This is a genomic window from Pseudomonas sp. Sample_22, from assembly GCF_004307635.1.
Taxonomy (GTDB): domain Bacteria; phylum Pseudomonadota; class Gammaproteobacteria; order Pseudomonadales; family Pseudomonadaceae; genus Aquipseudomonas.
This window is the reverse complement of the sequence record NZ_RCNY01000036.1, coordinates 26802-49441: the sequence shown is the minus strand read 5'-3', so window position 1 is coordinate 49441 and position 22640 is coordinate 26802. Positions and strand designations below refer to the sequence as shown.

Sequence of the window (22640 nt, the reverse complement as noted above, 5' to 3'; positions counted from 1 at the left end):
CGGGGAAAAAGGTTTGCCGGGCATGGCCCAGGCGTGGGGAGGGGATGGTGAACGTGTTGACGGGCGGGATGTTGAATGCGACGAAGGATCCGCCGCCGGTCAATGCCGGGCAATTGAACAGCAGGCTGCAATAGCCGCATTTTTCCCAGATCGCATGGTGCCCCGATGCTGGCGGGCAGTGTTCAGCCGGTGGTTGCGTGCCGTGGTCGGCGTGCTCCATTGCCGACATGTCCATGCTCATGTCCATCGACATGTTCATCGACATCGGGGCGCGCTGATCCATCGGCATCGACTGAGAAATCAGTGGACCGATAAAGATCATCAGCATGGCGAACAGGCTGATCCAGCTGCCGCTCCTCAGGCGTGAAGGCTGATGGCGGTGGGCGGATGACCTGGCGCTTGACGTGCGCATGGACGGATTCGGCTCAGCGGGTTACTGAGCGTGCGCGTGCTGGTGCGTGACCTCGGGTGGCTGCTTCTGCACCGCCACTTCAACCGTCACGTCACCGGCCTTCTCGAAATGCAGGGTCAACGGAAAGCGCTTGCCATCGACGAGCAGGCCACGGTCTTTCAAGTTCACCAGCATCACGTGGTAGGCCATCGGTGCAAACGTGACGTTGGCGCCAGCAGGGATATCCACGTTGGGTACCTGTTGCATTTTCATCAGGTCGTTTTGCATCACATGTTCATGCAGTTGCGCTTCGCCAGAAAGGGGCGAGTCGACGCTGAGCAAGCGGTCGGCGGTATTGCCCGCGTTGTGAATGACGAAATACGCGGCAACTGTCGGCGCATTGGGCGGCAGTTCCTGCGACCAGGGATGAGCGATTTCCAGGGCGCCAACTTTGTATTCGTGGGCATTGGCAAAACAGGCAGGCAGCAGCAACGCGGCCAGAACGATGAGTTTGTTCAACATGGCAGTTCTCCAGAACGATTCGAAACGCAGGTCAATTGCGAGAAGAAATCACACCAGAGGGGAGGCACGGGGATTGAGGCTTGGCCATTGCTGGCGCGGTGTCGGCGTGTTGAGCGACGACGCTGGCAGGCTTCGATTGGACTCGAACTGCGCGAAATACAGTCGCGGTTCATGGCCGGGCAACGCCACCAAGGGCGCAGAGCCCGAGCAGCACCAGCAGTGCTGCATGTTGGAATGATCGTCGTTTTGCGGGGCTTTTTGTTCGATGTTGCCCAGGGAGATCGCCACCATTTTGGTGCCGCTCGATGTGCAAAAGCTGCCCCACAACAATTGTTCGGCGGGTGACTTCGCCGACTGCGCCATCGCTCCGGACATCGGCATGGCGAGCATGTTGAACAGCACTGCGAAGCAGGCTATCCAGGCAATTGCGAGCCGTTGTCGGGACATGGGACAAAATCCGGTGGGTGAGCGATCAGGCGCGGGCTATTTAGCCTGATCAGGGCCGATAAGTAAAAAAGCGGCGTGCGGTGTGGTGTCGCAGCGTCGACCGTTCTTAGTGTTCATGATAGTCGTGAATTCAAAATGCCAGTGCCACTTAAGCTTTGTTCAGATTTTCTAGACCTCAGTGGACACCCACTCAAAAACCAGACAACGCAATCCTGTGGGAGCGTACCTGCTCGCGACGATGACCTATGGTAATCAGAGTCCCTATGTAAATTGCTGCATTCTCAATACTTGTAACACTTCCGTCACCGAACCAAACTCCCGCTCAACCCCCGGCAACACCGGCCGTTTCAACACCAGCACCGGCACCCCACGCTCCCGCGCCACGTCCAGCTTCGGTTCGGTCGCCGTGCTGCCGCTGTTCTTGCTGATCAGCACGTCGATCTGCCGACGCTCGAACAACTCGCGCTCATCGTCGATCAGGAACGGGCCGCGTGCACCGATTACCTCGCAGCGCTCGTTGCCGGGATAAACGTCGAGGGCGCGCAGGGTCCAGAATTGCTCCGGGGGAATTTCGTCCAGGTGCTGCAACGGTTCGCGGCCGAGGGTGAACAGCGGGCGGCGAAACGGTTTCAGGGCTTCGATCAATTCGGCCCAATCGCTGACTTCCCGCCAGTCATCACCGGCCTGTGCTTGCCACGCCGGACGCCGCAGTGCCCAGCAGGGAACACCGCTTGAACGTGCAGCAGTTGCCGCGTTCCGACTGATTTGTGCGGCGTAGGGGTGAGTGGCGTCCAGCAACAGATCGATGCCTTCATCGCGAATGAATTGCGCCAACCCTTTGGCACCGCCGTAACCGCCGACCCGAACCTGACATTTCAGATCCGTCGGCACGCGGCCGATGCCGGCCAGACTATAGATGTGCTGCGGCCCCAGGGTTCGGGCAATGGCCAGGGCCTCGGTTACGCCACCGAGCAACAGCATTCGTTTCATTGAAAAGCCCCCGCATGCCCGACGATCCCGCCCTGGCGGTCGATGGCGAACACTTCGACCTGAACCTGCGCCGGGACCACGCTACGGGCAAACGCCAGGGCGTGACGGCATACCGCATCACCGAGGGCGATACCGGCGGCGCTGGCCATGGCCAAGGCCTGCTGACTGGTGTTGGCATCACGGATGCCTTGCTGCAACGCTGCATCGGCACCCACTGCAGCGGCCCATTCGGCCAGCTGCGGCAAGTCGATGCTCGAATGACGACTGTGCAAGTCCATGTGCCCTGCGGCCAGTTTGCTGATCTTGCCGAAGCCGCCACAAAGGCTGAGTTTATCCACAGGCACCTTGCGCAAATGCTTGAGCACCGCGCCGACGAAATCGCCCATTTCGATCAGGGCGATTTCCGGCAGGCCATAGACCCGGCGCATGGTGTCTTCGCTGGCGTTGCCGGTGCAGGCGGCGATGTGCAGGTAACCGTTGGTTTTGGCGACATCGATGCCTTGGTGAATCGAGGCGATGTAAGCCGCGCAGGAAAACGGCCGGACAATGCCGCTGGTGCCGAGAATCGACAGGCCACCGAGAATACCCAGGCGCGGGTTCATGGTTTTCAATGCCAGTGCTTCACCGTTTTCGACATTCACCGTGACCTCGAAGCCGCCGCTGTAACCGTGTTCTGCGGCGAGTTGGGTCAGGTGATCGCTGATCATTTTGCGCGGCACCGGATTGATCGCCGGTTCACCGACGCCCAGTACCAGCCCGGGCCGGGTGACGGTGCCGACACCGTGTCCGGCAAGGAAGCAAATACCTGGCTCAGCGCGCAGTCGCACTTGGGAATAGAGCAAGGCACCGTGGGTGACGTCGGGATCATCACCGGCATCCTTGATCGTGCCGGCTTCGGCGCTATCGTTCGTCAGCCGACAGAACTCCAGGCGCATCTGCACTTGTTTGCCCTTGGGCAAGATGATGTGTACCGCGTCCGCCGCCGCGCCGGTGAGCAACAGGCGAGCCGCCGCGAGACTGGTCGCTGTGGCGCAACTGCCAGTGGTCAGGCCACTGCGCAGGGGGGCAGGTTGTTCGGCGGTTTCGTCACGCATCGAGAGGCTTCGTCGTGTCCAGAAGAGTAATCGGCAAGGCCTGACGCCAGGTATCGAAGTCACCCAGCGGTTGCGCCTGCGCGATGTGGATGCGCGTCAGTTCCCCGCCGTTCTGTTCACGCCATGCCATCAGGGTCATTTCACTTTGCAATGTGACCGCATTGGCAATCAGCCGGCCACCGGGTTTGAGGGCGGCCCAACAGGCGTCCAGCACGCCTTCGCGGGTGACGCCGCCACCGATGAAAATCGCGTCCGGACGTTCCAGGTCTTGAAGTGCTTGCGGTGCATGGCCGCGAATCAGCTGCAGGCCAGGCACACCGAGGGCATCGCGGTTATGTTCGATCAATTGCTGCCGCCCTGCATCGGCCTCGATGGCCAGTGCCCGACAACTCGGGTGGGCACGCATCCATTCGATGCCGATCGAGCCGCTGCCAGCGCCGACATCCCATAGCAGTTCGCCGGGCGTCGGGGCCAGGCGTGCGAGGGTGATCGCCCGGACATCGCGCTTGGTGATCTGGCCGTCGTGCTTGAAGGCCGAGTCTGGCAGGCCGGCCAGCCGTGACAGGCGGGGTGTGGAAGGGGCGGCAAGGCAGTCGATCGCGATCAGGTTCAAGTCGGCGATGACCGGGTCGGCCCAGTCGCTGGCGATGCCGTCGATACGTCGTTCGGCTTCGCCACCCAAATGTTCCAGCACGGTCAGACGGCTCGGGCCAAAGCCTCGTTCACGCAGCAGCGCGGCGACTGCGGCGGGGGTGCGCCCATCGTTGCTCAGCACCAGCAAGCGCACGCCGCTGAACAGCTGTGCGCCGAGTGCGGCGATCGGGCGGGCAACCACTGACAGCGTGACCACTTCCTGCAACGGCCAGCCCATCCGGGCGGCGGCCAGCGAACAGGAAGAGGGCGCCGGTAGCGTCAGCATTTCCTCGCAGGGCACGTGTCGTGCAAGACTGGCGCCCACGCCGAAGAACATCGGATCGCCACTGGCCAGGACGCATACCGGTTCGCCACGCCGGGTCAATACCGGTTCAAGTGTGAATGGACTTGGCCACAGTTGCCGTTGCCCACGGACGCAGGCTGGCAGCAAATCCAGTTGCCGTTGCCCACCGATGATCCGCGCAGCGTTCAGCAGGGCGTGTCGGGCATTTTTGCCAAGCCCCTTGAAGCCATCCTCTGCGATGCCTACCACTGTCAGCCACGGGGTCATGCTGTTCCTCACCTATCAATCGACGCCAAACATCAGGGTGCCGGTCCGTGTCCGGCTGGCGGTCGCACATGATAACGCGGTATGGAAGTCATTCGCCTGTGGTTGTCGGGTGAAATCGTGGTTGGCGTTGACAGCCTTCCAAGTGGCAGAAGAAGTGATTCTATTATCGTTTTTGCAGGTTGAATCTCTTCATTGCGATCTCGTGTATTTTCTTGTCGATTAACGGCCTTTTATGTTCGAGTCGGTACCTGTCAAGTTTAAGGCTGGCCCGGCGCTGTATGATTTTTGCGTCTTGATTTTCCCAGTTCCAGAATAAGAAACTGCTTCTCTTGGTGCGGACTACCAGCTCAAGATTAAATACTGCTATTTCCAGAAAGCCTTTCGAATCGTACCGCGCAGGAATAACTTGAAAGCGTTCCCCCATGAGGCTTTCTTCATCCAGTGAAACCAGCGCCGGTTTGTCGGGTTTCAGCGCGTCGAGGGTGTCAATCATGGCGTTCCCTTGTCGGGGGTCCTGCATGCCCTGAGCGCTCTGGACCAGAAAATCCGCAACGCTATGCGAAATGACACGGCTGGTGCGGGTGAAAATGGCGTCTTCAAAGACAGACCATCCGAGGAACTCCAATGTTTTTACATACTCATGCAGCCACGTCGACGAATCGACGAAGCGGCTGCAGAGCATGTCGGCGGACTTTGTGGCTATTTGCGTGCAATCGGTCAAGTCGGTGTAATCTTGAAGTGAGAGAGTCTCCATGCAGGAAGCAAGACTGTGGCCAGTCAACATTCCGATTATTTTGTTTTCATTCATGTGCTTCTCCTGAGTCATAAGTCTTAGGTGTGATTAGTTGTCTTCGCATTTAAACGAAAGTACAGATTGCGCGAGCACGATGAAATAAAAGAAAGAAAAGGAATTGATACTGGCTGTTAGTGTTTTCGCCAAACTCATGTCTGAGCTGCCCAAGTAAGACTTGACGTCAATCGAGACAATCCGATGCCGGCATCGAGCGCGTTTCGTCGTCTGTCGTTGCGGACTTTTCATCCCGCCAGACAAAGCAGGCATAATGCTGCCCTTTATCCTGTACCGGTCAGCCTGTGAATTCTCGTCAGACACCCATCCCTTTACGCCCTACGGCCTGTCCCGGGTTGTTGCGTATCGTCCAGGCGTTGGACGGCGGTATATGTCGAATCAAACTCAGTGGTGGCGCCATCCGCTCAGAGCAGGCTGTTGCTCTCGCTGATGCAGCCGAGCTCTATGCCGGAGGCATAATCGAGGCAACTAACCGCGCCAACTTGCAGATTCGCGGAATCGACGGCCAACAAACAGCCTTGATCGACCGCCTGCTGGCTGCCGGGTTGGGACCCGGCAGCGCGGCGGCCGACGATGTTCGCAATCTGATGCTGAGTCCCACAGCCGGCATCGATCGGCAAATGCTGTTCGATACTCGCCCGCTGGCCGATCGGATTCTGACCACGGTGCAGCAGAACGAACGTTTTCATGACCTCAGCGCCAAGTTCGCCGTGCAACTCGATGGTGGTGAGGCCTTGGCGATGCTTGAGCATCCCCATGATGTGTGGCTGTCGGCCTTCGAGCGAGACGGTGAGTGTCGGCTGGCATTCGGCTTGGCGGGGTGCCCAACGGACACACCCGCAGGCTCTGTCACGCTCAACGATGGTCACGACCTGGTCGTCGCGGTGCTGGATTTGTTCCTAGAACTGGCACGCCCCGAGCAATCGCGAATGCGTCATTTGTTGGCCGAGCACTCGGCTGATGATTTTCTGTCCCGACTGGCCGAGCGGGTACGTTTTCAAGCCATTTGCGATGGACTCCGCACCACGCGCCCAGGCGCTCTGCACATTGGCATTTGCCCGCAGGCTGAATCCGGTCGGGTCTACATTGGCGCCCAGCCTCCTCTTGGACGGCTTGACCCCGCGATGCTCCGTGGCACCGCCGAACTGGCGCAAGCGTTTGGCGACGCGAGTCTGCGTTTCACCCCTTGGCAGAGCCTGCTGTTGCCCAATGTTCGCGATGAACATGCCGCAGAAGTCGTTCTACGCCTGGAGCAACTGGGCCTGCTGTGTAGCCCCGATCTGGCGTTATCACGATTGATCGCCTGCACCGGATCGGTGGGATGCGGCAAAGGCCTGGCAGACACCAAGGGCGATGCCTTGCAACTGGCCGGGCTGCTGCAGCGATACGGGCACGTACTGCACGTGCATCTGAGCGGTTGCCCGCGCTCCTGTGCCGCCGCGCATATCGCACCGGTCACGCTGCTGGCCGTTTCAATCGGCCGTTACGATCTCTATTTTCGCGATGCCGCGCAGCCCGGTTTCGGCGCGCTGCACGCACGCAACCTTACTATTGAAGCGGTCGCGACGTTGCTCGACGCCCGCGCACGGAGCCCCCTTGATGCTTGATTACATCCGCGACGGTCAGGAGATCTATCGCAACTCCTTCGCGATCATCCGCGCCGAAGCCAACCTGGCGCGAATCCCGGCCGATCTGGAAAAACTCGCGGTTCGGGTGATACACGCCTGTGGCATGGTCGAGGCAATCGACGGTTTGCAGTTTTCCGCAGGCGCGGGCCAGGCCGGGCGCGATGCGCTGGCGGCTGGCGCACCGATCCTGTGTGATGCGCGGATGGTCTCCGAGGGAGTGACCCGTGCACGATTGCCGGCGAACAACCAGGTGATCTGCACCTTGCGCGATGAAAGCGTTCCGGACCTGGCGCGAGAGCTGGGCAACACCCGTTCCGCCGCTGCGCTGGAACTGTGGCGGCCGCATCTGGAGGGCAGTGTCGTGGTCATCGGCAACGCGCCTACCGCGCTGTTTTACCTGCTGGAAATGCTCGACGCCGGTGCACCGAAACCGGCATTGATCCTCGGCTTCCCGGTAGGCTTCGTCGGCGCCGCCGAATCCAAGGCGGCGTTGGCGGCGGACAGCCGTGGCGTGCCTTTCGTCATCATGCAGGGTCGCCTGGGCGGTAGCGCCATGGCCGCCGCCGCCGTCAATGCCCTCGCCACGGAGATCGAATGATGCACAAACCAGGACGTTTGATCGGCCTTGGCGTGGGTCCCGGCGATCCGGAACTGATTACCGTCAAGGCGCTGCGCCTGCTGCGCGAATCGCCGGTGGTGGCGTACTTCGTCGCCAAGGGTAAAAAGGGTAATGCGTTCGGCATCATCGAGGCGCATCTGCAAGAGGCACAAAATCTGTTGCCACTGGTTTACCCGGTAACCACTGAGGCGTTGCCGGCGCCGCTGTCCTATGAGCAAGTGATCAGCGACTTTTACGACGCCGCCGCCGCCGAAGTGGCGACGCATCTCGATGCCGGTCGCGACGTGGCAGTCATTTGCGAAGGCGACCCGTTCTTCTACGGTTCCTACATGTACCTGCACGACCGGCTCGCCGAGCGTTATCAGGCCGAAGTCGTGCCGGGTGTGTGTTCGATGCTCGGCGGTGCCTCGGTACTCGGCGCGCCGCTGGTGTATCGCAATCAGAGCCTGTCGGTATTGTCCGGCGTGCTGCCCCATGACGAACTCAAGCGTCGCCTGGCCGACGCCGACGCAGCGGTGATCATGAAACTGGGGCGCAACTTTCCCAAGGTGCGCCAGGTGCTGGAAGAACTGGGTCTGGCCGAACGTGCGTTGTACGTCGAGCGCGCGACCATGGCCAATCAGAAAATCGTGCCGCTGGATCAGGTGGAGCCCATGTCTTCGCCTTATTTCTCGCTGATCATCGTTCCCGGCGAAAGGTGGCAAGGCTGATGACCCGATCCGTTCCGGCGATTGTCATTCTCGGCAATGGCAGCCTCTCCACCGCGCGCAGGCTACAGCAGGTTTACCCCGGCGCCCTGATCCATGGGCTGGCCGAACGTGTCGATGGCGCGGACCGTGTCTATCACGAGTTCGGTGCGACCCTGCGAGAACTGTATCAACAGGACACGCCGATCATCGCCTTGTGCGCGGCCGGCATCGTCATCCGCACGCTGGCGCCGTTGCTGCTTGAAAAAGGCGCCGAGCCTCCGGTGCTGGCAGTGGCCGAAGACGGTAGCGCGGTGGTGCCGTTGCTCGGTGGCCTGGGCGGCGTAAACGTGATGGCGCGAGAGATTGCGAGCCATCTCGACGTTGCTCCGGCGATCACCACCAGTGGAGAGTTGCGCTTCGGTACTTGCTTGCTCAACCCGCCCAGCGGCTACACCCTGGGCGATCTGGAACTGGGCAAGCGTTTCGTTTCCGATCTGCTCGCCGGCGAGACAGTGCGCATCGAAGGTTCGGCACCGTGGCTGGCGCAAGCGCAACTGCCTGAGGATGCACAGGCGCGGCTGGCGGTGCATGTCAGTCACGCCGAGCGCTTGCCGGCGGCCAACGAATTATTGATCTATCCGCATAGCGTATTGGTAGCGGTCAGCGCCGACGTTACCGATGTGCCGAACGTGGTGCGTCAGGCGCTGCAGCGAGCCGGCATTGCTGTGCAATCGCTGGCGTGTCTCCTGGCGCCCGACAGCGCAATGGCCAGCCCTGCGTTGCGTGAGGCCGCACTCGAACTGGGGGTGCCGTTACGTTTTGCCCGTGCTGAGGGCGGTGCCTGCGAACTGGCGCGTCAGGCTATTGGGCCGGTCGTGTCCATTACGGGTGATGATGCCGTTGCCGTTGCGCTGGCCGAGCAGCCATTGGACCCGATGCAGATCGGCCGCGCGCGCGGGCGACTGGCGGTGGTTGGTCTGGGGCCGGGCGCCGCCGAACTGATGGTGCCTGCGGTGAAGGCTGAACTGGCCCGCGCCAATGATGTGCTGGGCTACGAAACCTATGTGCGCATGGCCGGACCCTTCCGTGCGGATCAAGTGCTGCACTGCACGGATAACCGCGAAGAGATGCAGCGTGCTCGCCACGCTTTCGAACTGGCGGCCCAGGGGCGCTCGGTGGTGGTGGTGTCGTCCGGCGATCCGGGTGTTTTCGCCATGGCCGCCGCCGTGCTCGAAGCGCTCCACGAGTCCACGGATACTCATTGGCACAATGTCGAGCTCGAAATCTTGCCGGGCGTATCCGCTTCGCTGGCAACCGCCGCCCAGGCTGGCGCGCCTTTGGGGCATGACTTTTGTGTGTTGTCGCTGTCGGACAACCTCAAGCCTTGGTCGATCATCGAAAAACGTCTGGACCTGGCTGCGCAAGCCGATCTTGCGCTGGCTTTCTATAACCCGATTTCTCGTTCACGTCCTTGGCAACTTGGTCGGGCGCTGGAGATTATCCGCCAGCACCGTGAGCCTGGAACTCCCGTCGTACTGGGGCGGGATATTGGCCGTCCGGGTCAGACGTTGCGGGTAATCACGCTGGGTCAATTGGAAGTAGACCAGGTGGACATGCGGACGATGGTACTCATCGGCTCTTCGACAACGCGTGTGTTCCCTCGCCTGGATGGTAATACATGGGTGTACACGCCACGCAGTTATGGCAACAAGCTTACCCCTATTTGATAATTACCATTGTTGCTACTCCATAAGTCCAGGTCGTTATTTAACAGTAACGACCTGGGCGGTGGTGCCTGTCTGTTCCCGGTTTCGGTGTGTTGAGGTTATATACACATGTTGTATTTGGTTGTGGTTGGTAGTTATGAATGAATTGCGTTAGTTTTCAGTGCGCTTCCAGATGAAGCGATTATTGATAAATAAAGGAGTGTATTCATGGACGATTTTGAAAGTTCTGTAAGTGTTTCTGACAGTGCTGATTTTGTAAGGGCGTGCATTAATAAGCGCAAAAGTGTATTGACCGTTCAATTGCGCACGATGTCGTTGAGCTCTTCGGTCGTTTCGAGCCCTACCAAAGAGTTGGACGCACTGGTGCTGGGCAACAGCCTGATCGGTTATGGTGACCAAATCTCAATCGAAAACATGGCGATCATTGAAAACCTGATTACCATGTCGAAAATGGAAGCGAATATCGAGGTGCCCGGAAATAAAGACCCCAAGGCTTGGTACCATGCGTTTACGTCCTGCATGGAAGACCTGGGCTGTTTCGTTCCGGATAAAGGTTACTCAAAGTACAGTGCCACATCGTTAAATATCACGATGGATAATGTCATGGTCGATATTATCCAGGCCGCTGTCGATGCCGCAAAGACTGCCATTCCTGGCGCTACGGCGCTCAGTGCATTGACCAACTCTACGTTGGCTGCATTGAAGAAAGAGCCGGAAGCAATCAATCTGTTTAATACACAAGCGAAGAATACTGAAGGCGTACGTTTGTCCACTATTCCCTGTGAACAAATGGCTAACGGAATTATCCTGATCGCAGTGGGGGCTGTCGATCACCAGGGAGGCGGTAATGATGGCGGTCTCCTGTTCGTGGACTGGAAGACTTCTTCTCTGAATATTTTCCATGGCAAGTCATTCATAACGTTCAATCCTGCCCGTTATGCGTACATCAAGTCGGATATCGAAGAATACCTCGGTATTCACCGCAAGGAAATTTTGGCCAAGCGTTTCAGCCGACGCAAGTAAAGGGACAAGGCCAGAGGCTTTTGGTCTCTGGCCACCCTCGAATAAGGAAAGCGTATGGCGTACTCAATAGTCATAAACTCTTGCAGCCTTTTGTTGTTGTCGACGCTGTTGCCGCCTGAAGTCAGGCAGGACACGCTCGACACTGTGTTGTTCGCTCAACTTGCAGCAGAGGAGGACTTTCCGCACGCCAAGGACCACGCTCAATGGTCCGGCGTGTTCATGGATACTCTGGCCGCTTGTGGATGGAAGTTCCATGATCAGGGCGCAACCTCGGGGATGTTCCCTTCTTCCGGTGTTCGAAGTTTCACTTTATCTGAAGCTGTTCACGCAGCGTTCCAATCAGGTTTGTCCGCACAACAGGTCACTCTGCCGGCAACCGCTTTGCGCAGGGTCGCGCAGTTGCCTGAACAGTCACCGGGGGCCCGTGTCTTTCGTGAACGCTCGATAATGGGGTGTGGCAGTCAGTCAGGCGGCATGGACGCAAGCTTCAACGGCATGCATCGTTTGAGAGTACTGGTCGGTATTGCCGAGTCTGATGGCTTCCTGACGTTGGCCACTGTGTTCTTTGAAACGGATCAGCCGATCGAAAGCCAGTTTATCCGGCAGGATTTTGCATTGAGTAGCGTGATGGGAGGGGTGAAGACCGCGTTTTTTCACGCCCGGTTTTCAGTGGACGAGTACAAAGCGTTCAGGGACGACACCGTGCAGTGGTTAGGGCCGCAACGATTGGCACTGTGCATCAATGTCGGCGAGCATGACGTGCCGTTGACTGGTGTCGGATTTGCACCACCGGCCAACGGATGACATTGATAGACATGGCGGGTCAAGGAACCAGGTAACCCTTCACCCCGGTGAAAATAATCTGCGCCGCCAGCGCGCACACAAACAAACCCATCAATCGGCTGACAATCTGCAAACCCTGGTCACCGAGAATGCGCTCGATGTGATTGGACAGATACAACACCACACCGACGGTAAAACTGGCCAGCGCGATACTGACGATGGCCATGAGCTTGTCGTCCCAATGCGGCTGGCTCACGCCCATTACCAGCAATGCACCGATGGTGCCGGGGCCGACCGTCAGAGGAATGGTCAGCGGGACGATGGTTACGTCCTGCTGCACATTGTCGGTCTGGACCGCCGACTTGCCTTGGGCCATGCCCAGCGCGGAAATGAACAGCACACTGCCGGCGCCGATGCGAAACGCATCCACCGTAATGCCGAAGACACTGAAAATCACCCGGCCAAACAAGTACAGCAACACGCTGGAAACCAGCGTTGCGACTGCCACTTTCCAGGCCAGTCGACGCTGCTCCTTGCGTGAGTAGCCGCGGGTCAGGCTGATGAAGCAGGACAGCACGAAAAACGGGCTGTAGAGCACCAGCATCTTCAGGTAAACACTGAACAACACGTGAAGCATGGTGCGGGCTCACTGGCGAGAGAAGTCGAGGGGGAGTCTATCAGGCGTTGCAATAACTGTCGGCTCAGGGCGTTGGGGTTACGCTGCGGTTTTGCAGGTCACGCTGGGCAACCCAGTGTTCGATCAGTTCGCGCAACTGCGAAAGCTCCACCGGTTTGGCCATGTGGCCGTCCATGCCGGCCTGGCGCGCGCGCTCCTTGTGTTCGGCGAGGATATGCGCCGTCAATGCCACCACCGGCGTGCGAATCCGCTGGTTGCCGACTTCCCAGGCACGCAGTTGCTGGGTGGCCGAGAAACCATCGAGGATCGGCATTTCACAGTCCATCAGTACCAGGTCATAGCGCTGGGCCTTCATCGCCTGTAGCGCTTCTTCGCCATTGCTGGCGGTATCCGGTTGCAGATTGAGCTTGCCCAGCATGCCGCGGATGACCTTGGTTGAAATGCTGTTGTCCTCGGCAACGAGAATGCGGAAATCGCTGGGCACCTTGATCGGCAGGGTAGGGCTGGAGGGCGCATGCGGCATGACGGCGAGCCCTTTGTTGCGCTGGGTCAGCTCGTCGGCCAGGGTGGTCTTGAGGGTGTAGCCGGCCACCGGCTTGGCGAGGATGCGTTTGACCCCGGAGTTGCGTGCAATGATCTTGCTGGGCGCATTGCTGATGCCGGTGAGCATGATCAGCAGGATGTCGTGATTCAGACTCGGGTCTTCCTTGATCTTGGCGGCCAGTTGCATGCCGGTCATGCCAGGCATGTTCTGGTCCAGCAGGACCACGTCGAAGTAGTCACGCAAGTGCGCCTTGGTGCGCAACAGCGCCAGCGCTTCCTTGCCGGATGGTACGGCGCTGACGTTGAGGCCCCATGCGCTGCATTGCTGTACCAGCACTTTGCGGCAGGTGTCATTGTCGTCCACCACCAGCACCCGCGCACCTTGCAACGGGCCGTCCAGATCGGATGTCGGGTGTTCGAGCCGGTCCGGGTCCAGCGGCAATGTCAGCCACAGCGTGCTGCCTTGTTGGGTGCCACTCTTGATGCCGAACTCGCCTTGCATCAAGCGGATCAGCTGACGGGCGATCACCAGCCCCAGATTTCCGCCCAGGCGATTGGCCGAAAGGAAGTGCTTGCTGTGCAGCTCGGCGTGCATCAGCGCATCGCGTTCTTCGGCATCCATCGGTTCGCCGCTGTCCTGCACGGCGATGCGCAGGCGCGGTTTGGCGCTGCGTTCATCGAGGGCAACGACAATCAGGATTTCACCTTCGTCGGTTTTCTTCAGGGCATTTTCAAGCAGGCTCAACAGGGTCTGGCGCAAACGTGTCGGATCGCCGCTGATGACCCGCGGCACTTGTGGCTGGATGAAGCTGATCAGCTCGACGTTCTGCTGTTCGGCCTTGGCGCGGAAGATACTCAGGCAATCTTCGATCAAGGCGTTGAGATCGAACTGCACATCATCGAGTTCGATCTGCCCGGACTCGAGTTTGGAGATGTCGAGAATTTCGTTGATCAGCGTCAGCAATTCGTTGCCGGCGCTATGAATGGTTTGCACGTAATCGCGCTGCTTGACCGACAGCGGCGTGCCAAGCAGCAGTTCGGTCATGCCCAGCACGCCGTTCATCGGCGTGCGGATTTCATGGCTGATCTTCGCCAGGAACTCGGCCTTGGCATTGATTTCGGCATTGCTGGCGGCCAGGTCGCGACTGATGCTGAAGCGGTCTTCGGTGATGCTGCGTTGGCGCTCGCTCAAGGCAATGCTCATCAGCAGGCCGCTGATGCAGATGAAAGCCAGCAGGATGGTGATCAGGCCGTGGGGCTCGACCAGTGTCAGCCCCAGCAATGCCGGCAGGATAATCAGCGTTCCGAGGTTGAAAGCCACCATGGCCGCAACGAACAGCCGCGCCGGGCGATAGCCTTTCTGCCAGTGAAAGGCGCTGACGAACAGCATGGTCAGGCCCGCCAGGGCGACCAGGCCATAGGTAATGATGTTCAGCGGCAATGTATTGACGAACAACAGCAGCAGGCCGCAGGTCGTGATGACCAGGATCTCGCCCAGCAGCAACCGGTTGAGCGGGTGGGGGCCGAGGGGGGCAAAAAAGCGATAGGCGAGCATCAGGCCGCAGGGGGCTGTCAGCAACAAAGCGAGGTATGCCCCCGGTGTTTGCACGGCTTGCCAGCTTGGTATCCATGGCCCCGCGAGGTTCAGCAAGAGCACCAGGCTGAGCATCAGCAAGCCCTCGCAGGCGGCCAGCCAGAGACTGCTGCGCGAACGGGTGTAGGCGTAGCGGATGAGGTTGTGCAGGATCAGCATGCCGACACAGCCCAGCAGCAGTCCGTAGACCAGCGTCTGGTTCTGATTGGCCGCGGTCATGACCGCCGATTGCAGGGTGATGTAGGGCCGCAGCTGGTTATCGGAGACCAGTCTGAGGTACACATCAAGGGGTTTGTCGCTCTGCGGCAACGGCAGCATGAAGTCGCTGCTGGGCAGTGGCCGGTCGGTCTGGGGTTGTTTGTTGCCGGTACTCGATTGGTCGATCAGGTTGTCGCCATCGAGCACATACAGGTTGAGACGCGACAAGTCGGGCGCGAACACCCGCAGTAGCTGTTCATGCTTGCCGGGGGCGAGGCGGAAGCGGATCCAGAGTGCGCCGTCGGGCTCGGCTGCGGTGAGGCGGTCAAGTTCGATGGGACTGAATTGATTGCTGTAGCGGGTGGAGCGGATGTCGCTCAGTTGCAGATCGCCCTGTTCGTCGAGCAATACCGCCCAGCCACTGCCTTGCGCGGCCTGGGCCGGGAGCATGCAGAGCAGAGTCAGCAGAGTGACGGTGAAACCTATGGCAATCCTGAGCCAGCGCACGGCGAAATCCCTTCGTAGGTTGATGCCAGAATATAACTATGCGCGGCGCCGGAATAGTCAGGCAAGGGCTTGAAGCCCCTGCCCGGCTCAAAGGATAGCTTATTCCTGATTTTCGCCACGCTCGCGGGCAATGGCACGGTAGCCAATGTCCTTGCGATAGAAACAGCCTTCCCAATCAATTTTCGCCGCCAGCTTGTAAGCCTGCTGCTGAGCCGCATCGACACTGGCACCCATGGCCGTAGCGCAAAGCACGCGACCGCCGGCCGTTACCACTTGATTGTCTTTGAGCGCAGTGCCAGCGTGGAAGACTTTGCCTTCCAGCGCGGCGGCTGCATCCAGGCCATTGATGGCCACGCCTTTGGCGTAGTCACCAGGATAGCCGCCCGCCGCCAGCACGATACCTACGCTTGGACGTGGATCCCATTGCGCCTCGACCTTGTCCAGCGCCTGCGCCAGAGCAGCTTCAACCAGCAGCACCAGGCTCGACTGCAAGCGCAGCATGACAGGTTGGGTCTCAGGGTCGCCGAAACGGCAGTTAAATTCGATAACTTTTGGGTTACCAGCCTTGTCGATCATCAAGCCGGCGTACAGGAAGCCAGTGTAGACGTTACCTTCCTCGGCCATGCCGCGAACCGTCGGCCAGATCACCAGATCCATGACGCGCTTGTGCGCTTCGGCGGTGACAACCGGGGCAGGGGAGTAGGCACCCATGCCGCCGGTGTTCGGCCCGGTGTCGCCGTCGCCGACGCGTTTGTGGTCCTGGCTGGTGGCCATTGGCAGGACGTTCTTGCCGTCGACCATGACGATGAAGCTAGCTTCTTCGCCATCCAGGAACTCTTCGATCACGACGCGCGAGCCGGCGTCACCGAAGGCATTGCCGGCGAGCATGTCACGCACGGCGTCTTCGGCTTCGGCCAAGGTCATGGCGACGATCACGCCTTTACCGGCGGCAAGGCCATCGGCCTTGATCACGATTGGAGCACCTTTTTCGCGCAAGTAAGCCAGGGCAGGCTCGATCTCGGTGAAGTTCTGGTAGTCGGCGGTCGGGATCTTGTGGCGAGCCAGGAAGTCCTTGGTGAAAGCTTTCGAACCTTCCAGCTGTGCGGCGCCAGCGGTCGGACCGAAGCAGTCCAGGCCGCGGGAGCGGAACAGGTCCACGACGCCCGCAACCAGTGGCACTTCCGGACCAACGATGGTCAGGGAAACGTTTTTCTCGGCGAAGTCCGCCAGTTGCTCAAGGGCCAGCACGTCGATGGCGACGTTCTCGCACTTGGCTTCAATGGCCGTACCGGCGTTGCCCGGGGCCACGAAAACCTTTTGCACGCGCGGATCCTGAGCCACTTTCCAGGCCAGGGCGTGTTCACGGCCACCGCTGCCAATGATCAAAACATTCATTTCAAAAACCTCGGATGACGCTAATTCTGTGGGGGCTGATCGTTCCCACGCTCTGCGTGGGAATGCCTCAACGGACGCTCCGCGTCCGAGGGACGCGGAGCGTCCCGGGCTGCGTGCCCACGCAGAGCGTGGGTACGATCAAGCAAACAAATCAGTGACGGAAGTGGCGCATGCCGGTGAACACCATCGCGATGCCGGCTTCGTCGGCAGCAGCAATCACTTCAGCATCACGCATCGAGCCGCCTGGCTGGATCACAGCCGTCACGCCCGCCTTGGCCGCATTGTCCAGACCATCGCGGAACGGGAAGAATGCGTCGGACGCCATCACCGAACCGGCTACCTGCAAGCCTGCATGCTCAGCCTTGATCGCAGCGATGCGAGCCGAGTTCACGCGGCTCATCTGACCGGCGCCGACACCGATGGTCTGACGGTTCTTGGCGTAGACGATGGCGTTGGATTTAACGTACTTGGCGACTTTCCAGGCGAAGATCAGGTCGTGGATTTCCTGTTCGGTCGGCGCGCGTTTGGTCACGACTTTCAGGTCATCGGCGCTGATCATGCCGATGTCACGGCTCTGCACCAGCAGACCACCATTGACGCGCTTGTAATCCCACGCTGCTGCACGATCGGCCGACCACTCGCCGCAGGCCAGCAGACGCACGTTGGCTTTGGCTGCAACGATGGCGCGGGCTTCTTCGCTGACGCTTGGGGCGATGATCACTTCAACGAACTGGCGCTCGACGATCGCCTTGGCGGTCTCTGCATCCAGTTCGCGGTTGAAGGCGATGATGCCGCCAAACGCGGATTCGGTATCGGTGGCATAAGCCAGGTCGTAGGCTTTGCGGATGCCGCCTTCGGCATCAGGGCTGACAGCCACGCCGCACGGGTTGGCGTGCTTGACGATCACGCAGGCTGGCTTGACGAAGCTCTTGACGCATTCCAATGCAGCGTCGGTGTCGGCCACGTTGTTGTACGACAGCTCTTTGCCTTGCAGTTGGGTCGCGGTAGCGATGCCGACTTCGGCAGGCTTGGCTTCCACGTAGAACGCCGCGCTCTGGTGCGGGTTCTCGCCGTAGCGCATTTCCTGGGCCTTGATGAACTGGCTGTTGAACGTGCGCGGGAATTCGCTGCGACCTTCTGTGCTGAGCGTCTCGGCAGCCTGGTTCACGGTACCCATGTAGTTGGCGATCATGCCGTCATAGGCAGCGGTGTGTTCGAAGGCCTTGAGCATCAGGTCGAAACGCTGAGCGTAAGTCAGGCCACCGGCCTTGAGGTTTTCGAGGACGCTGGCGTAATCGCTGGCATTGACCACGATGGCCACGTCTTTGTGGTTCTTGGCAGCCGAACGGACCATGGTCGGGCCGCCGATGTCGATGTTCTCGATGGCGGTCGGCAGGTCACAGCCTGGCTTGTTGATGGTGGCTTCGAACGGGTACAGGTTGACCGCCACCAGATCGATCGGCTTGATGCCGTGTTCGTTCATGATGGCATCGTCGATACCGCGACGACCGAGGATCCCGCCGTGGATTTTCGGATGCAGGGTCTTCACCCGACCGTCCATCATTTCGGCAAAACCGGTGTAATCAGCGACTTCCACAGCGGCAACGCCGTTGTCCTGCAGCAGCTTGAACGTCCCGCCGGTGGAGAGGATCTCGACGCCCAGGGCTTCAAGCTCTTTGGCGAATTCAAGGATCCCGGTCTTGTCGGAAACGCTGATCAAGGCGCGGCGGATCGGCAGGCGGGTAGTCTGGTCGGTCATTTCAATTTCCATCAAAAGCAAAGGAGTCAGCAAAAAAGGCGACCGGTTTTACGCGGGCGCCTTTCTGGTTTGATTGAATGCTTACAGCAAATCGTACTGCTTGAGTTTCTTGCGCAGCGTGCCCCGGTTGAGTCCGAGCATTTCGCTGGCCTTGGTCTGGTTGCCCTTGACGTAGTTCATCACGCACTCGAGCAGGGGAGCCTCGACTTCGGAGAGCACCAGGTTGTACACATCCGTGACGGCAGCGCCCTCAAGGTGGGCGAAATAATTGTGCAGCGCTTTCTCGACACTCCCGCGAAGGGTCTGACCTTCTTCGCTCGGGGTATTGAGGTGCTGTTTCAAATTCACGTTGTCGCTCACGGGTGTTGTTCCACTCACTAAAGTCTCGGTCATCATCGTCATGCGGCCACCCCCTCTCCGTCCCCTGTCAGGCTCTTGTAACGTTCGGCGAAGAACCCCTGAACGTTGGCGCATTGTGCTTCCGTATCTTCCAAACGATTGAAGTGGGCGCGAAACTCCCTGGCGCCCGGCAAGGTTGCGAGATACCAGCCCACATGCTTTCGAGCAATGCGCACGCCCATCACGTCTCCATAGAAGGCGTGCAGCGCAGCCAGATGCTCTAGCAGAATGCGTTCCACCTCGATCAGTTCCAGCGCCGGGAGCTTCTCGCCGGTGCGCAGGAAATGGTCGATCTCGCGAAAAATCCATGGCCGCCCCTGGGCGGCCCGGCCAACCAGCAGGCCGTCGGCACCGGTCGCGTCGAGCACGTATCGGGCCTTTTCCGGCGAATCGATATCGCCGTTGGCAAACACCGGCATCGATACCGCCTGCTTGATCGCGGCAATGGTGTCGTACTCGGCTTCACCGGTGTACAGATCGGCACGGGTGCGGCCATGTACCGCCAGCGCCGTAATGCCTGCCTGCTCGGCGATCTTCGCCACCGTCAGGCCATTCTTGTTGTCCCGGTCCCAGCCGGTCCGGATCTTCAGGGTAACCGGCACATCAACCGCAGCCACGACGGCCTGCAGGATCTCGGTGACCAGTGCTTCATCCTTCAACAGTGCGGAGCCGGCGGCCTTGTTGCAGACCTTCTTCGCCGGACAGCCCATGTTGATATCAATAATCTGTGCGCCCAACTCGACGTTGGCCCGCGCTGCATCCGCCAGCATCTGTGCATCGCCACCGGCGATCTGTACCGAGCGTGGCTCGGGATCACCTTCGTGGATCATGCGCATCCGCGACTTGCGGGTGTTCCACAAACTCATGTCGCTGGTGACCATTTCCGAGACGACCAGTCCCGCGCCCAATCGTTTGCACAGCTGACGAAAGGGTTGGTCGGTGACCCCCGCCATCGGGGCGAGAATCAAGCCGTTGTGTAATGTGTATGGACCGATGCGTACCGCCGACATAGGGCTTCCCTGTTGTGGGGCCGGATCATGAGAGTTCGAAAAAGGGTTGGCATGATACCCGCTCTCGATGACTGGATAAAGGTCGAATTGAACAAAATCTGAACAGTTATTCCGTTATCGCCAGCGGTTTGGTTCGCGCAGGGAAAGTCAGAAAGCCGTCGTCAATTGAAGAGCGGTGAACCGTTTCACTCGGGCGAGTGGAAGCTCAGGCTGTAATTCACCGCTTTTGCACCTGGATCGAGAATGTCGAGTGCGATGTGGATCGGGGTTTGCGGAGGCATTTCGGCCATGCCTTCGAGGTCGCCCCCGAGATACTCGCCGGGTTTGAAGCGGCGGCTGGCGATCAGGTGGCCGTTGAGGTCGGCGAAGCGCAGTTCCAGCAGCGGGAAGGGCTGGGAGAAGGGCGCGCGGTTATAGATGATCGCATCAACCACCAGCGCACCACTGAACTCCGGGTGGCTGCGCACTACCAGGTTGCTGCTTTTGATTTTGGCGATGTCGACCTTGGAGGGCACCGTGCAACCGATGTGTGGGCACAGTTGCTGGAACCATGGGCGATATTGGTCCTGGCGTGCGAGTTCGTCGAAGTGATAGGCGACGTACTGGCCCACGAGTGCGCCGGCGCCCAGCAGGATCAGCACGAGCCAGAAGAATCGGCGCCCCCACGGCGAACGGCGTTTTTGCCAGTCCAGTTGCAGCGGGTCATCGGTCAGGTCTTGCAAGACTTCGGCGCGAACGCCCGGTTCGCTGCGTTCGCGACGCTTGCGCAAGGGCTCGATCGAAGGCAGGTCGGCGTCGATTTCTTCAGTAGCCGTTGCCGAAAGGCGTTCGTGATGAAGTGGAGGATCGAGCGGGTCGTGCAGGCGTAAATGTGGCGGCTGGGGTTCGTCGTCCAGTTCCACCGGCTCGAGTTCCAGCGACAGCGAGGGTTCGGTGCGTGCGAGGATGCCTGTCTCTTTCAGGGGTTCTTCTGAAACAGGAGTGTCGAGCGCATCGAGCTCGTCAAGGTTATTGCCCGTTTGCGCACGATCGGCGGCCGATTCGCTGAACAGGCTGTCAGTGGTCCAGGGTTCTTCGTCGATTTCAGTGCTGTCGCGGCGAGCGCTGAGGCTGTCTTCGCGGGGGCGGCCGAATTCGGTGATGGGCTGGATTTCCCGCTGTTCGAGCCGGGCGAGTTCTTCGTCGAGGTCGAGGCTGTCCAGATCCAGTTCGGCCGCGCTCCATTGCTTTTGGCTGATGGCACGCGGTTGTTCGGGTGCCGGGGCTTGCGCGATGGCAGGTGCAATCGGCGCGGCAGGCTCTTTGCCGGCCTGTTCAAGCAATTGCTTGGCCGCGTTGAATACCTGCAGGCATGAGCCACAGCGAACGACCCCGCGCGCCACGCTCAACTGGGCATGGCTGACGCGGAAACTGGTTTGGCAATGCGGGCACTGGGTGACGAAGCTATCGGTCATGCGGCGATCCGGATTATGCAGACGCTCATTCTAGCGCCGACGGCCTGTGATGCGCACCCAGCCATCGCGATTGGCGATCGGATCCAGATCGAAGTCCTTGGCGTAGGCTGCAGCCACTTCATCGCCTTGCTCGGCCAGAATCCCCGACAGCGCCAGACGGCCACCGGGCTTGACCAGGCCGGACAGCTGCGGTGCAAGGGATACCAGCGGGCCAGCGAGAATGTTCGCTACCAGCACATCAGCCTGAACCTGCGGCAGATCTTCCGGCAGATACAGTGGGAACAGCTCATTGGCAATGTGGTTGCGCCCGGCATTGTCGCGGGAAGCTTCCAGCGCCTGCACGTCGATGTCGGTGCCGACCGCTTCCCTGGCGCCCAGCAGCAAGGCGGCAATGGCCAGGATCCCCGAGCCGCAGCCGAAGTCCAGCACGTTGCAATCTTTCAGATCCTGACCGTCGAGCCATTCCAGGCACAGTGCGGTGGTCGGGTGGGTGCCGGTGCCGAACGCCAGGCCCGGGTCCAGCAGCAGATTGACGGCGTCTGGTTCGGGGGCGGCATGCCAGCTTGGCACGATCCACAGGCGCTGACCGAAACGCATCGGCTGGAAACCGTCCATCCAGCTGCGTTCCCAATCCTGGTCTTCGATCACTTCACTGTGGTGTTCGGGCAGCGGGCTGCCAGTCAACAGCTCAAGATGAGCCAGCACCGGGCCAGGCTCGGTGCCACCTTCGAACAGGGCCAGCAGGTGGGTGTGCGACCACAGTGGCGTGGTGTTGAGTTCCGGCTCGAAGATCGGCTGGTCTTCGGCGTCCATGAAGGTCACCGATACGGCGCCCACTTCAAGGAAAGCGTCTTCGTAGGTTTCGGCTTGTTCTGGGCTGATGGCGAGACGGACTTGCAGCCAAGGCATGGCGGGCACCTTTGAAAAATATAGATTGCAGCCTAGCGGGCTGCGAGAAGCGCGCAAGTTTACGCGAGCGCAACGCAGAAGACGACCGGGTTGCCATCCAATACCGCACGACGCTCTCTGTGGCGAGGGAGCTTGCTCCCGCTGCAGCGCGATGCGGTCCCAAAATGGTAGATAAGGCTTTGTCTGTCACAACTCGGATGAATGGTCTTGCGGCTGCTGCGCAACCGAGCGGGAGCAAGCTCCCTCGCCACAAGGTTTCTGGGGGGGCATCTGCAGAAACAACAAAGCCGCCCGAAGGCGGCTTTGTCAG

The 22640-nt window shown here is 59.9% G+C and carries 21 protein-coding genes; 6 read left to right on the top strand and 15 right to left on the bottom strand.

Annotation, left to right across the window (positions count from 1 at the left end; genetic code table 11):
* The 7 genes from D8U73_RS10345 to D8U73_RS10315 all read right to left on the bottom strand — a co-directional run.
* On the bottom strand, window positions 1-412 hold a 412-nt coding region (locus D8U73_RS10345), incomplete at its 3' end, for a DUF2946 domain-containing protein (RefSeq protein ID WP_130904402.1).
* Window positions 413-433: 21 nt separating this feature from the next.
* Window positions 434-913, bottom strand: a complete 480-nt coding sequence (locus D8U73_RS10340; protein ID WP_130904401.1) for a copper chaperone PCu(A)C — start codon at window positions 911-913, stop codon at window positions 434-436.
* A 48-nt stretch (window positions 914-961) separates the two neighbouring features.
* Window positions 962-1360: a DUF2946 domain-containing protein gene (locus D8U73_RS10335; RefSeq protein WP_130904400.1), complete on the bottom strand. Its 399-nt coding sequence runs from the start codon at window positions 1358-1360 to the stop codon at window positions 962-964.
* Between the two features lie 261 nt (window positions 1361-1621).
* The gene (locus tag D8U73_RS10330; protein ID WP_130904399.1) at window positions 1622-2350 is read right to left on the bottom strand and encodes a cobalt-precorrin-6A reductase; all 729 of its coding nucleotides are present in this window, start codon (window positions 2348-2350) and stop codon (window positions 1622-1624) included.
* Window positions 2347-3444 (bottom strand): cobalt-precorrin-5B (C(1))-methyltransferase, encoded by a 1098-nt coding sequence (locus D8U73_RS10325; protein ID WP_056852447.1) that lies wholly within the window; start codon window positions 3442-3444, stop codon window positions 2347-2349. Before D8U73_RS10325 ends, D8U73_RS10330 begins: the two co-directional genes overlap by 4 nt.
* Window positions 3437-4648 (bottom strand): precorrin-6y C5,15-methyltransferase (decarboxylating) subunit CbiE, encoded by a 1212-nt coding sequence (gene cbiE, locus D8U73_RS10320; RefSeq protein WP_130904398.1) that lies wholly within the window; start codon window positions 4646-4648, stop codon window positions 3437-3439. Before cbiE ends, D8U73_RS10325 begins: the two co-directional genes overlap by 8 nt.
* Before the next feature lie 163 nt (window positions 4649-4811).
* Entirely contained in the window at window positions 4812-5456 is a 645-nt protein-coding gene (locus D8U73_RS10315) for a hypothetical protein (protein ID WP_130904397.1), read from the bottom strand.
* A 284-nt stretch (window positions 5457-5740) separates the two neighbouring features.
* Between D8U73_RS10315 and cobG the strand changes: the two genes are divergently transcribed.
* The 6 genes from cobG to D8U73_RS10285 all read left to right on the top strand — a co-directional run bounded on the left by cobG (window position 5741) and on the right by D8U73_RS10285 (window position 11946).
* Window positions 5741-7063: a precorrin-3B synthase gene (gene cobG / locus D8U73_RS10310; protein WP_130904396.1), complete on the top strand. Its 1323-nt coding sequence runs from the start codon at window positions 5741-5743 to the stop codon at window positions 7061-7063.
* On the top strand, window positions 7056-7682 hold the full coding sequence (locus D8U73_RS10305; protein WP_056852451.1) for a precorrin-8X methylmutase: 627 nt from the start codon (window positions 7056-7058) through the stop codon (window positions 7680-7682). The genes cobG and D8U73_RS10305 overlap by 8 nt, the downstream gene beginning before the upstream one ends.
* Window positions 7682-8413, top strand: coding sequence for a precorrin-2 C(20)-methyltransferase (locus D8U73_RS10300; RefSeq protein WP_056852452.1), 732 nt, complete (start codon window positions 7682-7684; stop codon window positions 8411-8413). The genes D8U73_RS10305 and D8U73_RS10300 overlap by 1 nt, the downstream gene beginning before the upstream one ends.
* A complete protein-coding gene (gene cobJ / locus D8U73_RS10295) occupies window positions 8413-10119 on the top strand; it encodes a precorrin-3B C(17)-methyltransferase (protein ID WP_130904395.1) in 1707 nt (568 codons plus the stop codon). Before D8U73_RS10300 ends, cobJ begins: the two co-directional genes overlap by 1 nt.
* 207 nt (window positions 10120-10326) lie before the next feature.
* Entirely contained in the window at window positions 10327-11142 is an 816-nt protein-coding gene (locus D8U73_RS10290) for a hypothetical protein (protein WP_241668509.1), read from the top strand.
* Between the two features lie 54 nt (window positions 11143-11196).
* Complete coding sequence (locus tag D8U73_RS10285; RefSeq protein ID WP_130904394.1) at window positions 11197-11946, top strand: hypothetical protein; 750 nt, start codon at window positions 11197-11199, stop codon at window positions 11944-11946.
* A gap of 19 nt (window positions 11947-11965) precedes the next feature.
* Here the strand turns inward: D8U73_RS10285 and D8U73_RS10280 are convergent, their stop codons facing one another.
* The 8 genes from D8U73_RS10280 to prmA all read right to left on the bottom strand — a co-directional run bounded on the left by D8U73_RS10280 (window position 11966) and on the right by prmA (window position 22330).
* Complete coding sequence (locus D8U73_RS10280) at window positions 11966-12562, bottom strand: MarC family protein (RefSeq protein ID WP_056852456.1); 597 nt, start codon at window positions 12560-12562, stop codon at window positions 11966-11968.
* A gap of 64 nt (window positions 12563-12626) precedes the next feature.
* On the bottom strand, window positions 12627-15404 hold the full coding sequence (locus tag D8U73_RS10275) for a hybrid sensor histidine kinase/response regulator (protein WP_130904393.1): 2778 nt from the start codon (window positions 15402-15404) through the stop codon (window positions 12627-12629).
* Window positions 15405-15503: 99 nt separating this feature from the next.
* Window positions 15504-16799 carry a phosphoribosylamine--glycine ligase gene (gene purD / locus D8U73_RS10270; RefSeq protein ID WP_130904392.1) on the bottom strand — a complete coding sequence of 432 codons (1296 nt, stop codon included), beginning with the start codon at window positions 16797-16799 and terminating at the stop codon, window positions 15504-15506.
* A 151-nt stretch (window positions 16800-16950) separates the two neighbouring features.
* Window positions 16951-18558 (bottom strand): bifunctional phosphoribosylaminoimidazolecarboxamide formyltransferase/IMP cyclohydrolase, encoded by a 1608-nt coding sequence (gene purH / locus D8U73_RS10265; protein WP_056852459.1) that lies wholly within the window; start codon window positions 18556-18558, stop codon window positions 16951-16953.
* Window positions 18559-18639: 81 nt separating this feature from the next.
* Window positions 18640-18960 (bottom strand): DNA-binding transcriptional regulator Fis, encoded by a 321-nt coding sequence (gene fis / locus D8U73_RS10260; RefSeq protein ID WP_015093301.1) that lies wholly within the window; start codon window positions 18958-18960, stop codon window positions 18640-18642.
* Entirely contained in the window at window positions 18957-19967 is a 1011-nt protein-coding gene (dusB, locus tag D8U73_RS10255; protein WP_056852460.1) for a tRNA dihydrouridine synthase DusB, read from the bottom strand. Before dusB ends, fis begins: the two co-directional genes overlap by 4 nt.
* A 185-nt stretch (window positions 19968-20152) precedes the next feature.
* The gene (locus D8U73_RS10250; RefSeq protein ID WP_056852461.1) at window positions 20153-21421 is read right to left on the bottom strand and encodes a DUF3426 domain-containing protein; all 1269 of its coding nucleotides are present in this window, start codon (window positions 21419-21421) and stop codon (window positions 20153-20155) included.
* Between the two features lie 30 nt (window positions 21422-21451).
* Window positions 21452-22330 carry a 50S ribosomal protein L11 methyltransferase gene (gene prmA, locus D8U73_RS10245; RefSeq protein WP_056852462.1) on the bottom strand — a complete coding sequence of 293 codons (879 nt, stop codon included), beginning with the start codon at window positions 22328-22330 and terminating at the stop codon, window positions 21452-21454.
* Window positions 22331-22640: the final 310 nt, after the last annotated feature.